Raw genomic sequence first — 12,855 nt, 5'->3', positions numbered from 1 at the left:
CGGAATGGGTGCACGAGCGGATGGGACAACCCGCCATACGAGGCACCTAAAGACACGCAAAACGCTCAGAGGGGTTTACAACGGCACCGTAGGTGGCATGTCGATTTCGCCGACGTGCGAATCCCCGAGCGCACACTGAGCGAAAGGCCCTGGCGCTTATGAACACCACGGTCAGCTGCGAGCTGCACCTGCGCCTCGTTGTGTCGAGCGAGTCCTCACTGCCTGTACCCGCAGGACTGCGGTATGACACGGCCGATCCCTATGCCGTGCACGCCACCTTCCACACCGGAGCCGAGGAAACCGTCGAGTGGGTGTTCGCCCGCGACCTCCTCGCCGAGGGCCTGCACCGGCCCACCGGTACCGGCGACGTCCGAGTCTGGCCGTCCCGGAGCCACGGTCAGGGCGTCGTCTGCATCGCCCTGAGCTCCCCGGAGGGCGAGGCTCTGCTCGAGGCCCCGGCGCGGGCCCTGGAATCCTTCCTCAAGCGAACGGACGCAGCCGTGCCACCCGGTACGGAACACCGACACTTCGATCTCGACACGGAGCTCTCACACATCCTGGCCGAGAGCTGACCGCCACCCCGGCGCGTCGAGAACCACCACGCCGTCCGACTCGGGGCGACGGCGCAAGCAGGCACGGCACAGCGACACAAGGCGAACAGATGCAGGCACCGGCGCCGTCGCCGCGGACTTCCCGCGACGACGGCGCCGGTGCGTCCCCTGGCGAAGCCGCTAGCATCGGCCAGCATCGGCGGGCACCGGCCCGACCCCCAGGCCAGGGAGCAAATCGTGCTGATCACCCACGACACCCGGTGTTCTCTCGACGCCGTGGTCGATCTGGTGAACACCGCACCGGAGACGAACGGCACGGACGGGCTCGCGAACGTGGCGGCGCTCGGTGATTTCGTACGAAGCCACGACGTCAGCGACGTCGGGGCACTCTCGGAGGGCGACCTCGCCGGCGTCCACCGCATCCGCGCCCGTTTCGGAGAGGTCTTCGCGCACCCCGAACCGCAGACCGCCTCCACGATCCTCAACGAACTGATCGCGACGGCAGGCACCACGCCCCGGCTCACCGACCACGACGGCTACGACTGGCACGTCCACTACTTCGCGCCGGGGGCGTCCGTCGCGGACCACCTGGCGGCCGACTGCGGAATGGCCCTCGCGTTCTTCGTGGTCGCGGGCGAGCAGGAGAGGCTGCGGCGCTGCGAGGCCCCGGACTGCCGCCACGCCTTCGTCGACCTCTCGCGCAACCGTTCGCGCCGCTACTGCGACAGCCGCACCTGCGGCAACCGTCTGCACGTCGCCGCGTACCGCGCCCGCCGCCGGGAGGCCTCGGGGCAGAGCCTGCCCTAGGGCCTGTCCCTAGAGCAGCAGCATGTCGTGCAGGGTCGCCACCAGGATCAAGGTGCTGATCACCGCCAGAAAGATCATCAAAGGTGGCTGGGAGAGGGCGAAGAGGCAGCCCTGCCGCTCCTCGTGGTCGAGGGGCGGCTCCGCTTCGCCGTCGGTGGCGTGCCGCTCTGCGTCGGCAGGTCGTCGCTGGGCCGGTGCCGCTTGTCCGCCGTCGTCCGGCGGGGCGGCATCGCCCTCTGTGGTGGTGTCAAGCATCTCGCCGTGATGATGACGCAGCCGCCGGGTGGTCGCCTACCAACACGCCCGGGCGGCGCGGGAGTTCGCCGGATCCCGTGAACAGGCGAAAGTCCAGTGTCCGGCACGTTCCGTCCATGGCCCACGGGCACTCCCCCTCGCGAGACTCGGCGGCACCGCCCGTACCCGAACGAGGGAGCCGATCACCATGGAACGCAGACGGCTGTTGACGACCGCGCTCGGCACGGCGGCGCTCGCCGCGGTGCCGCTCGGCACCGCGACGGCCTCGCCCACCTCCCCCACCTCCCCCGCCGCCCCCTCCCGGCCTGCCGGACGCGCGGCCTCATGGCACCGCGTCCCGCACCGCGGCATCCGCCCCGACGACCCGGAAGGGCGCGCCCCGCTGCCGGGCCCCCGGCGCGGCTTCCGCTACGAGATGTCGTACAACGCCCGCGACCTGACGAGCCCCTGGCCGAACGAGCAGGACCACTCCCCCGACACCGCGCAGACGCTCGACCTCCTGGAGCGCGAGTACGGCCCCGGCGCGAACCTCACCCAGCTGTACTTCTACCTCTGGGACTACGCGACCTCGACGATCCCGCAGCGCGCGCTCGACAACATCGAGAGCGTCTTCCGGGGGCTGCGCAGCAAGGGGTACGCCGCGGTCCTGCGCTTCGTCTACGACGACGGGGTGCGGGAGAACCGGCGCTACACCGTGCAGGACATCCAGCGTCACATCGGGCAGCTGGCGCCGCTGGTGGCGCGCAACAGCGACGTCGTCGCCGTCTGGCAGGCGGGCTTCCTCGGCACCTGGGGCGAGTGGCACGGCAGCCACTACCGGCACGAGACGTACCCCGACGCGGTCACGGCGATCATGACGACCCTCGTCGAGGCCCTGCCGCCGGGCCTGCACACCCAGGTCCGGTACGCCGAGAAGCGGGACATGATCACCAACAGGGCGATCCTGGACCGCGTCGGGTTCCACAACGACTACGTGACGCTGGGCGAGGGCCTCTGGGACTACTACGTGCCCGACAACCCCGGCTGGCCCGCCTACCTCGACGTCTCACGGACGCAGATGGTGGACGGCGAGATGCCGTGGGACAAGGGGCAGAGCTCCGATCCGTACGCGTGGAGCACGGTCATTCCCGGCATCGCGGCGGCACGGCGGCTGCAGACGCTCCGCTTCGACAGCCTCTCGATCGTGCACAACGCCACGGTCACCGTGCCGGGCTGGAAGGCGGCGCAGCTCACCGGGCAGCAGGCCCGGGAGGCGCAACTTCCGGTGTCCGACGGTTACTTCGAGGACCGGCGGGGGCGTGCGGTGGCCCGCAGCCAGTTCGAGTACCTCCGCGATCACCTGGGCTACCGGGTGGAGGTGCGGGAGGCACGGTACGACCTCGCGGCGGCCCGGCGGGGCGGGCGGCTCCCGGTGGAGGTCGACGTGGTCAACCGCGGGTTCGCGCCGCCCAAGCACCCGCGGCCGGTCCGCCTGGTCCTGCTGGACGCGGCGGGGCGGACGGTGACCTCGGCAGAAACGGGCACCGACTGGCGCGACTGGCAGCCCCAGGGGCGGGCGGAGACCGACGACGATCACGGGGCGCCCGCGGTCTCGACCGTGCGCGCGGAGCTCGTCCTGCCCGCGGACGCGCGCGGCCCGCACCGCGTGGGCCTCGCCCTGCCGGACCCGGCCTTCGCGGCCCGGGGCAGGGCCGTGCGGTGCGCGAACGCCTCCGTCACCTGGGTCGACGGAGTGAACGTCCTGGCGGAGGTCCGACTGGGCCGGTGACCGGCCGCCGGTCCTGGCGCAGGCTCTCAGATGCCGTGCTTCTTCAAAATGGCCTCGATGTCGCTGAAGTCCTCCGCGGGCGCGGCCGTCTTGGGCTTGGCCGCGGGCCGGGCGGCGGCCGGGCGGGTGCCCTCGCCGAGCGAGGGTGCCGAGGCGGCCGGGGCCACCGCCTCGCGCTGGGCGGCCTTCGCGGCCTTCCGCTCCTTGCGGGTCCCGCCCGTGCGGCGCTCGACGGCGCGGGTGCCCAGGAACATGAGCCACGCCACGCCGAGCACGCCGAAGCCGACCCACGCCTTGAGGCTGAACGCCGTGTCCGCCGCCCAGCCGACGACTCCCGTCAGCACCAGACCGATCGGCACCAGGGAGTACGCGGCGAGGCGGGCCGCGGAGAGGAAGCGCTTGCGGTAGGCCGTGACCGCGGCGATGCCCAGCCCGGCCGCGGATACGGCGGAACAGACGGTCTCGGCAATCATCCGGTCCTCCAGGCATGCAGGCGTACGTCGGGTAAAGACGCTGTCGTCCCTTCCATCCTGCACCGGGTGGGTGCCGCGGAGCCACGTCGCGGGCGTACCTCAGGGACATTTCCGGGTCATCTAGGGGTCCGGCCTCCTCCGCAGGTGCCGGTCGATGCCGGTCGATGCCGGTCCATGCCGGTACACGGGCCCCGTCCCGGTTGGGAGGCGGGTGCGCGGGCTGGGAGACTGTGCCCATGAGCGACTCTCCTGCCGACCGCCCCGCCCGCCCCGTCGTCATCGACGTCTGGTGCGAGCTGCAGTGCCCCGACTGCCGCAGCGCCCTCGACGACGTGCGCGCCCTGCGCGCCCGCTACGGCGACCGTGTCGACCTGCGGCTGCGGCACTTCCCGCTCGAGAAGCACAAGCACTCCTTCGCCGCCGCGCAGGCCGCCGAGGAAGCCTTCGAGCAGGGCACGGGATGGCCGTACGTGGAGGCCGTGCTCGCCGGGGTCGAGGAGCTCGACCGCAAGGGCGACGCCCACCTGGTGGACACGGCTCGCGAACTCGGTCTGGACGCCGAGGAGTTCGACACCGCCCTGATCGACGGACGGCACATCCTGATCGTCGACGCCGACCAGGCCGAGGGCAAGGCCATCGGCGTCACCGGCACGCCGACGTACGTCATCGGCGGCGAACGCCTGGACGGCGGCAAGAGCCAGGACGGGCTGCGCGAGCGCATCGAGGAGATCGCCGACCGGCTGCTCGCGGCGGACGCGGGCTAGGGGTAGGGGCCTAGGGCCCTAGATCAGCGGTTTGTAGAAGTAGTACGAGACCGGTTCGTAGCCGAGCGACTCGTACAGGCGCAGGGCCGGGGCGTTGTCGGCGAGGACGTTGAGGCCGATGCGGTGCTGGCCCGCCGCGCGGCCCTGCGCCTCCGCGAGGTGCATCAGGGACCGGCCGTGGCCGTGGCCGCGGTGCTCGGCGTCGACCGCGATGTCGTAGACGAACGCGCCGCCGTCGAGCACCGAGAGCCACAGCGTGCCCACCTGGGCGCCGTGGTGGGTGAGGACGCTCAGCCAGGTGTCCGGCGTCGCGAGGCCGCGCGGGAGTGCGCGGGCGTGGTCGGCCTCGGCCTTGGCGCGCGCCTCGTCCTCGGGAACGCCGCGGTCCGTCCAGGTGCTCGCGTAGAGCTCCTTCGCGCGCACCAGCCACGGCCCGCACTCGGCCTCCGTCATCGGCCGCCCCTCGGTGCCCGCGGGCAGCGGGGGCACCGGGTCGGTGAGCGGCTTCGACAGCCGTCGGCTCCGCTCCACGTAGCCGAGGGCCGTGATGAGGCGCAGCGCCGCCGGGGCGTCGGCGGGGACGGTCGCCTCGATGCGCGCACAGCCCCAGCCGCGGGCCACTTCCTCGGCGGCAAGCGCCGCGACCGTGCCACGGCCGCGCCTGCGGTCCTGCTCCGCGATCCGCAGGTCGTGGAGCCTGCAGACACGGGGACCGAACGCCTCGTGCGTGGCGAGGCCTATCGATCCCACGGGACGGCTGTTGACGCAGACGTCGTACGTGCGCGCCTTGGCGCCGTCGGCGCCCTGCTGAAGCGGCCCGGTCGGCCGCAGGGTCGTGGTCATCCCTCTGGTTCTACCCGCCCCGGGCCCGTACCGTCACCGAGGTTTCCCCGGACTTAGGGATCCAGGTCGTCCGCGGCCCGCTCGTCGAAGATCCGCATCGCCTTCGCGGTCACCGGACCCGGCGCGGCGGGGAGTTGGCGTTCGTCGATGCGGTGCACGCCCTGGACGTCGCGCAGCGTCGACGTCAGGAAGACCTCGTCGGCGCGGTCGAGGACGTCAAGGGGCAGGTCGGTCTCGCGGGCGCCCGTCCACTCGACGGCCAGCGCGCGCGTGATGCCCGCGAGGCACCCGGAGGCGACCGGCGGGGTGTGGATCTCGCCGTCGAGCACGACGAAGACGTTGGAGCCCGTGCCCTCGCAGAGCTGTCCGACGGTGTTCGCGAACAGTGCCTCCGAGGCGCCGTGTTCGTGCGCGCGGGCCAGGGCCACGACGTTCTCCGCGTACGAGGTGGTCTTCAGGCCGGTCAGCGCGCCCCGTTCGTTGCGGGTCCAGGGCACGGTGATCACCGCGGTGGTGTCGGGGCGCCGCTTGGCCTCGCCGAGGGCCACGACGAGCGTGGTGCCCTGGTCGCCACGGTCCGAGCCGAGCGGCGAGAGGCCGCCGGTGTAGGTGATCCGCAGTCGGCCGAGCGGGAGCGGGTTGGCGTCGAGGACCGCGGCGCAGGCGTGGCGCACCGCGTCGAGGTCCGGCTCCGGCAGCCCGAGGCCGCGCGCGGACTGCGCGAGCCGGGCGAGGTGGCGGGTCAGGGCGAAGGGCCTGCCCTCGGCCGTCTTCACCGTCTCGAAAATGCCGTCGCCCACCGTCAGCCCGTGGTCGAGCACGGAGACGCGGGCGTCGTCGAGGTCCTGCAGCCCGCCATTGAGCCAGATCTTCACGTTGGGGTTCCTCCGCTCGCTTCGTACGTCCCCGACGCTACCGCCAGCAGCCGCGCGGCCTTCAGCTCGGTCTCCCGCCACTCCCCCTCGGGGTCCGAGCCCCAGGTGATGCCCGCGCCGGTGCCGAAGCGCAGGACGCCGTCGGCCCGGTCGATCCAGAAGGTGCGGATCCCGACGGCGAGCTCCGCGGTGCCGCGGTCGGCGTCGACCCAGCCGATGCCGCCGCAGTACGGGCCGCGGGGCGCGGTCTCCAGCTCGTCGATGATCCGCAGCGCGCTGGACTTCGGGGCGCCGGTGACGGAGCCCGGCGGGAAGGCCGCGCCGAAGAGCTCGGGCCAGCCCGCGCCGGGGCGCAGCTCGCCGCCGACGGTGGAGACGAGGTGGACGAGTCCGGGGTGCTTCTCGATCACGCAGAGGTCGGGGACGGTCACGGAGCCGGTCGCGCAGACGCGCCCGAGGTCGTTGCGGACGAGGTCCACGATCATGACGTTCTCGGCGTAGTCCTTCTCCAGGAGGTCCTCCTCGGTGCGTCCGGTGCCCTTGATGGGGCCGGACTCCACGAGGCGCCCCCGGCGGCGCAGGAAGAGCTCGGGAGAGGCGGTGGCCAGCTCCACGCCGTGCTCCGGGAGCCGGATCGTCCCGGCGTAGGGAGCGGGGTTCCCGCGCGCGAGGAGGGACGTCAGGGCGTCCACGTCGGCGTTGGCGGGGACGGGCGCGGACAGGACGCGGCAGAGGTTGGCCTGGTAGACCTCACCGGCGGCTATGTAGGCACGCACCCGCCGCACGCCCTCCGTGTACGCGGACCGGTCCAGGGACGACGTCCAGTCCTCGGGGGCCGGGCCGTGCCACCTGCCCGGGACGGGGGCGGGCACGGCCTCCTCGCGCACGTCGTCGAAGCGGGCGCAGACCATGCCGCCCTCGAAGTCCGCGGACACCGCCCAGAAGCCGGTGGAGTCCAGGGCGGCCGGGTCGCTGGTCACGTCGCGTAGTCCGGTGGCCACGCGACGGCCGAAGCGCGCCATGGGCGGGAGCGCGGGAGACGATGTCAGAGGGGGGTTGTGCACGGCTGCGAGTCTATGACCGGTGCGTCGGCGGCGCCCTGGACCAGGGACAGCGCAGCACGCTGCGCAAACGCGTTTTTGTACTGGCCCAGGAATCCGCTAGAGTTCAACACGTCGCCGGGACGCGCAAGCGGACCGGGAAAGACAAGCGGACGTAGCTCAGTTGGTAGAGCGCAACCTTGCCAAGGTTGAGGTCGCCAGTTCGAACCTGGTCGTCCGCTCGCAGGATCGTGGGGGATCTTCCCGAACCCTCATACTCCTGGTGGAGTGGCCGAGAGGCGAGGCAACGGCCTGCAAAGCCGTCTACACGGGTTCAAATCCCGTCTCCACCTCCAAGGACGATTAGCTCAGCGGGAGAGCGCTTCCCTGACACGGAAGAGGTCACTGGTTCAATCCCAGTATCGTCCACTGGATCTTCAAGAAGGCCGTCAGTCGTCTTCATGAGGGTCGTCCCGCGCGATTAGCTCAGCGGGAGAGCGCTTCCCTGACACGGAAGAGGTCACTGGTTCAATCCCAGTATCGCGCACGTAGTACGCAGCACATGCAGGTCCACCCGCGCGATTAGCTCAGCGGGAGAGCGCTTCCCTGACACGGAAGAGGTCACTGGTTCAATCCCAGTATCGCGCACCATCCACACGAAGCCCCGGTCGTCTCCACGACCGGGGCTTCGTCGTTCACCGGGTACGTTCACCGGGACCGTTCAGTTCACGCAGTCCACTCAGGACGAGAAGAGCATGTGCCCGAAGCTCTTGTGGCGCTTGTCGTGGCCGTAGTGACCGCCGTGCCCACCGTGACCTCCGTGGCCACCGTGACCTCCGTGCGGGACGCCCCAGGCGGGAGCCTGGGCCGGGGGGTAACCCTGGGGGGCCGGCGGGGCGGGCGGCGGCGGGGCCTGCTGCCCCCACTGCGACTCCAGACGGGTCAGGGACTCCAGCTCGCCGTAGTCCAGGAATATCCCGCGGCAGTTGTTGCACTGCTCGATCTGGACGCCATTGCGGTTGTACGTGTGCATTGGTGCATGACACTTGGGGCACTGCATGGACGGCTCAACTCCTCGCCGATGGTGACTGCTTCGCCGGAAGACTGCCCGGCTACGGTGCGTTGCACCCTACTTCGTCGCGTCCTGGCCCAACTCCGGCGGGCGGGCGTCCACTCCGCCCATCCGGGCGCAGGCATCCACCAGTGCCTCTTCCACTTCGTCCAGGGGGCGGTCGGCGGCGACGGCCTTGGCGATCGCCAGGGCGGCGGTCTGCACGGTCAGCGCGCGGGCCGGGACGTCCAGGGCGGGCCAGGGGTCGGCGCCGTCCGCGGGCACCGCGGGGCCTCCGGCGCTCCGGTAGGCCTCCAGGAAGCGGGTCCACTCCGCCGGGGAGAGCAGGCCGCACGCGAACCAGGCGGCGGGTCGCGCCAGGTCCCACGCGGGGTCTCCCCCACCGAGGTCGTCCACGTCGATGAGGAGCCAGTGCCCCTCGGGGGCGCGCACGAGCTGGCCCAGGTGGAGGTCGCCGTGACACAGACGCGAGGTGCCGGGCGAGGGAGCCTCCGCGCGGGCCCAGGGCGGCAGCCCCGCCCAGGCGCCCAGGACCGCAGGCGCGGCCGAGTGCGGACCCGCCGCGCGGAGCCGCGCCACGGCTCGGGCCGCCTTGACGGGCCCGCGCATGGGCGGGAGCGGGTGCGGCAGCGCGTCCGGCGGCGTGGCATGCAGGCGCGCGAGCAGGGTGGCGGCGGCCTCCCAGGGCGCGGAGTCCGGGTCGTCGCGGTCGACCGGGGTGCCGTGCGGCCAGAAGGTGACGAGGCGGCCGTGGAGGCGGGTGGCGGTGGTTGCGGCGGGTGCGAGAAGTACGTCGCCCATGCGGGCGGCCACGCCGAGGCGCACGGCGAGGTCCCCGGGATCGGTGTCCTCGGCATGAGCCTTGGCGACGACGCCCCCGTGCCGGACGACCGTGGCATCCGCACGATCCGCAAGCACCGCGTCCCCCCTCCCGCAGACGCAGACCTCACCGGGCAGGCGGTGGACGACGGCACGGGCCTCGGCGGCGAGGGCGGGGAGGATGGCGGTGGTCACGGGGCTTCCGTGGGTGGTCGGGCGCACCGCCGAAGCGTAGTCGCGGCGCTGGGCTTGGCAGAGTGATTCCCCCTGCCTGGGGGGGCTGGGGAGGTCACCTCTGGTGGGGGTGTGGGGGCTCTCGGGGGGGCGCTCCGGCTGGAGGGGCCTGCGGGGGTGGGGGCCCTCGGGGGCCCTCCGGGGGGGGTGAGGGTTGCGGAGGTCGTGGGGTGTGGCGCCCCGCCAGACATGGCAATGCCCGCGCAGCTCCCCAGCTGCGCGGGCATTTTGCCGTCCGCCGCACCCCCGTCCCCACGGGGTTTCATGGCCGGATGTCCCCGCCCGGACCGCTCTTCCGGGCCTGGGGCGCCGCTCAGCGCCCCAGCATCACGCCCACGGACGACGCTTGTGTGACCACTGCTTCCCAGCCGCCGAAGACGACCACGAGCAGGGCTGCCAGGGGGAGGACCATGGCCGTCGCCACCAAGGGATGGCGCGTGCCGGACGGGCGGACGCCGAACGCGGAGAACCTGCGCCCTTGCGTGCGGATCATGGTCCGCGGTGCCGTGTCCGCCATGATTCCTCTCCTGACCGCTTCGATGTGGTTTTGGCAGCGGCGAGTGTCTGACCTCGGGGGACGAGTGCTACACCCGCCGCTTGACCTCAAATCTAGGTCTGCGGGAAGTCCCGGGCGTCATGCCCTCGTATCGAATGCCGGGCCTCCCGGAGGATGAGCGATCGACCTGCATGTACTCCCGTGGGTGGAGACGGGGTCCTAGGACGTGGTCCTAGGACTCAGGGTCTTCCCCGAGGGGGCGGCCGTGACCTCGGGGAAGACCGGCCCCCAGGTGACTTCCCTCACTTCCACCACCCCCCTGCGCACCACCGTCTCCACCCGCCGACCGGTCCGGCTCGCCGGTGCTTCGTACGTCCGCGGCATGCCACCGGCCTTCGTGGCCATCGCCACCCGATCGCCCCGCACGGGACCAATCTCCCTTCAGTGGTGGAGGGTTGGTCAGGGGGGACGTGACAACGCCCCCTTGTTCCCCGTCCCCTGACCGCTCTTCAAATTTCGCGTCCGGCACGGACAATCGGTCGCCCCACGAGGGCGCGGCCTCTGCACGTGCCCGGCCGCGGAAACGTAAGCTGTGGCTCGTCAGACGGACCGGGTAGCGGGGATGGACATGGCGATGATGCGGCTCCGGCGCGAGGACCCGCGTGTCGTCGGCTCGTTCAGGTTGCACAGGCGCCTGGGCGCCGGCGGCATGGGGGTCGTCTATTTGGGGTCGGACCGGCGGGGGCAGCGCGTCGCCCTGAAGGTGATCCGGCCCGACCTGGCGGAGGATCAGGAGTTCCGGTCGCGGTTCGCCCGGGAGGTCTCGGCCGCCCGGCGCATCCGTGGCGGCTGTACCGCGCGGCTCGTCGCCGCCGACCTCGACGCGGACCGCCCGTGGTTCGCCACTCAGTACGTCCCCGGACCCTCCCTGCACGACAAGGTCGCCGCCGAAGGACCGCTGTCCGCGGCGGACGTCGCGGTGGTCGGCTCGGCGCTCGCCGAGGGGCTCGTCGCCGTGCACGAAGCCGGTGTCGTGCACCGCGACCTCAAGCCGTCGAACATCCTGCTGTCCCCGAAGGGGCCGCGGATCATCGACTTCGGCATCGCGTGGGCGACCGGCGCCTCCACCCTGACGCACGTGGGCACCGCCGTGGGATCGCCCGGCTTCCTCGCTCCCGAACAGGTGCGCGGCGCCGCCGTGACGCCCGCCACCGACGTCTTCGCCCTCGGCGCCACGCTCGCCTACGCGGGCATGGCGGACTCGCCCTTCGGACACGGCAGTTCCGAGGTCATGCTCTACCGCGTGGTCCATGAGGAGGCACAGCTGCACGGCGTGCCCGACGCGCTCGCGCCGCTGATCAGGGCCTGCCTCGCCAAGGACCCGGAGGAGCGGCCCAGCACGCTCCAACTGTCGCTCAGGCTGAAGGAGATCGCCGCCCGCGAGGCGCAGGGGATCGCCGACGTCCGCCCGCCCGCGCCCCACCAGGACCACGACCGGCCCACCGGCCGACTCGCCGAGAGCTATCTGGACGAGCGCACCCAGCGGCGCGCCGCCCCCGGAGCCACTCCCCCGCCGCGCTCCGGCCCTTCGCGGACCGGCTCGTCCCGGCCCAACGCCCCGCGATCCGGCTCCCGCCCCTCGGGGCCCCGCAACACGACGCGCTCGGGCAGCAGGACCGCCCCGCGCAGCGGCACCGGCCGCCAGGGGCCGCGCACCACGGGTACGGGCCGGAGAGGGCCCGCCAATCCGCGGCTGCTGCGGCAGCGGATCTTCGTGTTCGTGGTCGTGACGCTGCTGGTCGCACTCGGTATCGCGGCGGCCCAGGGGTGCCAGGGACCCGCGCGGAGCCTCGGGGACACAGACGTACACCACCAGCAGGAGCACCAGCAGCAGTCGGCCGGGCGACAGGGCGGGCCGGGGCACGGCGCTCGGGGCTGAGGGGGGCGTGCCGCGGCGCGTCGCCCTGTCGGGTTCGCCTCGTCAGAGCTGCGGGCGACCCGTCGCCACCGCGTAGAACGCGACCGCTGCCGCCGCGCCCACATTGAGCGAGTCCACACCGTGGGCCATCGGGATGCGGACCCATTCGTCGGCGGCGACCAGCGCCTGTGTGGAGAGACCGTCGCCCTCGGCGCCGAGCATCAGCGCGACGCGGTCCATGCGGTGCGGCGCCGCCTCGTCCAGGGACTTGGCCTTCTCGTCCGGGGTGAGCGCGAGGAGGTTGAACCCGGCCTCGCGGACGCCTTCCAGGCCCTTGGGCCAGGACTCCAGGCGAGCGTACGGGACCGAGAAGACGGCGCCCATCGAGACCTTCACCGAGCGGCGGTACAGCGGGTCCGCGCAGTCCGGGGAGAGCAGGACCGCGTCCATGCCCAGCGCGGCGGCGGAGCGGAAGATCGCGCCGATGTTGGTGTGGTCGTTGACCGCCTCCATGACGACCACGCGGCGGGTGGTCGAGAGGAGCTCGTCGGCGGTGGGCAGCGGCTTGCGCTGCATAGAGGCGAGGGCGCCGCGGTGCACGTGGTAGCCGGTGACCCGCTCGGCGAGGTCGGGGCTCACCGCGTACACCGGGGCCGGGAGTTCGTCGATGACGTCGCGCATGACGTCGACCCACTTGGCCGAGAGCAGCATCGAGCGCATCTCGTAACCCGCGTCCTTGGCCCGTCTGATGACCTTCTCGCCCTCCGCGATGAACAGGCCCTCGGCCGGTTCGCGCTTGCGGCGCAGCTCGACGTCGGTCAGGCCTGTGTAGTCGCGCAGGCGGGGGTCGTCGGGGTCGTCGACGGTGATGAGATCAGCCACAGGGTGATACTGCCTTGTCCTGGGTGTGGTGCCAACGGCTCGGGAAGGGTTCTGTTAC

At 72.3% G+C, this 12,855-nt stretch carries 14 protein-coding genes and 5 tRNA genes; 10 read left to right on the top strand and 9 right to left on the bottom strand.

The window, feature by feature from the left end:
* Window positions 1-158: 158 nt before the first annotated feature.
* Window positions 159-572 (top strand): SsgA family sporulation/cell division regulator, encoded by a 414-nt coding sequence (locus ABZV77_RS20620; RefSeq protein ID WP_003959770.1) that lies wholly within the window; start codon window positions 159-161, stop codon window positions 570-572.
* A gap of 216 nt (window positions 573-788) precedes the next feature.
* Window positions 789-1,358, top strand: coding sequence for a CGNR zinc finger domain-containing protein (locus ABZV77_RS20615; protein WP_356258593.1), 570 nt, complete (start codon window positions 789-791; stop codon window positions 1,356-1,358).
* Between the two features lie 9 nt (window positions 1,359-1,367).
* Here ABZV77_RS20615 and ABZV77_RS20610 read toward each other — a convergent pair whose 3' ends face one another.
* The gene (locus ABZV77_RS20610) at window positions 1,368-1,613 is read right to left on the bottom strand and encodes a hypothetical protein (RefSeq protein ID WP_356259044.1); all 246 of its coding nucleotides are present in this window, start codon (window positions 1,611-1,613) and stop codon (window positions 1,368-1,370) included.
* A gap of 187 nt (window positions 1,614-1,800) precedes the next feature.
* On the opposite strand from ABZV77_RS20610, the gene ABZV77_RS20605 reads away from it, so the two are divergent.
* A complete protein-coding gene (locus ABZV77_RS20605) occupies window positions 1,801-3,381 on the top strand; it encodes a DUF4874 domain-containing protein (protein WP_356258590.1) in 1,581 nt (526 codons plus the stop codon).
* A gap of 26 nt (window positions 3,382-3,407) precedes the next feature.
* Here ABZV77_RS20605 and ABZV77_RS20600 read toward each other — a convergent pair whose 3' ends face one another.
* Window positions 3,408-3,854: a hypothetical protein gene (locus tag ABZV77_RS20600; protein WP_356258587.1), complete on the bottom strand. Its 447-nt coding sequence runs from the start codon at window positions 3,852-3,854 to the stop codon at window positions 3,408-3,410.
* 236 nt (window positions 3,855-4,090) lie between these two features.
* Here ABZV77_RS20600 and ABZV77_RS20595 point away from each other — a divergent pair, with 236 nt between their 5' ends.
* Window positions 4,091-4,618: a DsbA family protein gene (locus tag ABZV77_RS20595; RefSeq protein ID WP_356258584.1), complete on the top strand. Its 528-nt coding sequence runs from the start codon at window positions 4,091-4,093 to the stop codon at window positions 4,616-4,618.
* Between the two features lie 18 nt (window positions 4,619-4,636).
* On the opposite strand, the gene ABZV77_RS20590 is transcribed toward ABZV77_RS20595, so the two are convergent.
* Genes ABZV77_RS20590 through ABZV77_RS20580 form a run of 3 tightly spaced genes read right to left on the bottom strand, consistent with a single transcriptional unit; the run spans window position 4,637 to window position 7,358 of the window.
* The gene (locus tag ABZV77_RS20590; protein ID WP_356258581.1) at window positions 4,637-5,461 is read right to left on the bottom strand and encodes a GNAT family N-acetyltransferase; all 825 of its coding nucleotides are present in this window, start codon (window positions 5,459-5,461) and stop codon (window positions 4,637-4,639) included.
* A gap of 53 nt (window positions 5,462-5,514) precedes the next feature.
* Complete coding sequence (locus ABZV77_RS20585; protein WP_356258578.1) at window positions 5,515-6,336, bottom strand: aminodeoxychorismate lyase; 822 nt, start codon at window positions 6,334-6,336, stop codon at window positions 5,515-5,517.
* Window positions 6,333-7,358, bottom strand: coding sequence for a chorismate-binding protein (locus ABZV77_RS20580; RefSeq protein WP_356259015.1), 1,026 nt, complete (start codon window positions 7,356-7,358; stop codon window positions 6,333-6,335). The genes ABZV77_RS20585 and ABZV77_RS20580 overlap by 4 nt, the downstream gene beginning before the upstream one ends.
* Window positions 7,359-7,545: 187 nt before the next feature.
* On the opposite strand from ABZV77_RS20580, the gene ABZV77_RS20575 reads away from it, so the two are divergent.
* From ABZV77_RS20575 to ABZV77_RS20555, 5 genes are all read left to right on the top strand, one after another.
* Window positions 7,546-7,618 (top strand) — tRNA-Gly (locus ABZV77_RS20575).
* A gap of 40 nt (window positions 7,619-7,658) precedes the next feature.
* Window positions 7,659-7,732 (top strand) — tRNA-Cys (locus tag ABZV77_RS20570).
* A gap of 1 nt (window position 7,733) precedes the next feature.
* Window positions 7,734-7,805 (top strand) — tRNA-Val (locus ABZV77_RS20565).
* Window positions 7,806-7,851: 46 nt separating this feature from the next.
* Window positions 7,852-7,923, top strand: a tRNA-Val gene (locus ABZV77_RS20560).
* Between the two features lie 29 nt (window positions 7,924-7,952).
* Window positions 7,953-8,027, top strand: a tRNA-Val gene (locus ABZV77_RS20555).
* Window positions 8,028-8,115: 88 nt separating this feature from the next.
* On the opposite strand, the gene ABZV77_RS20550 is transcribed toward ABZV77_RS20555, so the two are convergent.
* The 3 genes from ABZV77_RS20550 to ABZV77_RS20540 all read right to left on the bottom strand — a co-directional run bounded on the left by ABZV77_RS20550 (window position 8,116) and on the right by ABZV77_RS20540 (window position 10,018).
* The gene (locus ABZV77_RS20550; protein WP_356258576.1) at window positions 8,116-8,436 is read right to left on the bottom strand and encodes a zf-TFIIB domain-containing protein; all 321 of its coding nucleotides are present in this window, start codon (window positions 8,434-8,436) and stop codon (window positions 8,116-8,118) included.
* A 69-nt stretch (window positions 8,437-8,505) separates the two neighbouring features.
* Window positions 8,506-9,462 (bottom strand): aminoglycoside phosphotransferase family protein, encoded by a 957-nt coding sequence (locus ABZV77_RS20545; RefSeq protein WP_356258574.1) that lies wholly within the window; start codon window positions 9,460-9,462, stop codon window positions 8,506-8,508.
* 352 nt (window positions 9,463-9,814) lie between these two features.
* Complete coding sequence (locus tag ABZV77_RS20540) at window positions 9,815-10,018, bottom strand: hypothetical protein (RefSeq protein WP_055569527.1); 204 nt, start codon at window positions 10,016-10,018, stop codon at window positions 9,815-9,817.
* Window positions 10,019-10,619: 601 nt separating this feature from the next.
* Between ABZV77_RS20540 and ABZV77_RS20535 the strand changes: the two genes are divergently transcribed.
* Window positions 10,620-11,936 carry a protein kinase gene (locus ABZV77_RS20535; RefSeq protein ID WP_356259012.1) on the top strand — a complete coding sequence of 439 codons (1,317 nt, stop codon included), beginning with the start codon at window positions 10,620-10,622 and terminating at the stop codon, window positions 11,934-11,936.
* A 42-nt stretch (window positions 11,937-11,978) separates the two neighbouring features.
* Here the strand turns inward: ABZV77_RS20535 and ABZV77_RS20530 are convergent, their stop codons facing one another.
* Window positions 11,979-12,797 carry an RNA methyltransferase gene (locus tag ABZV77_RS20530; protein WP_356258571.1) on the bottom strand — a complete coding sequence of 273 codons (819 nt, stop codon included), beginning with the start codon at window positions 12,795-12,797 and terminating at the stop codon, window positions 11,979-11,981.
* Window positions 12,798-12,855: the final 58 nt, after the last annotated feature.

It is taken from the genome of Streptomyces sp. NPDC004732 (assembly GCF_040609235.1).
In the GTDB taxonomy this organism is placed as follows: Bacteria; Actinomycetota; Actinomycetes; order Streptomycetales; family Streptomycetaceae; genus Streptomyces.
This window is presented reverse-complemented; position numbering and strand designations above follow the sequence as displayed.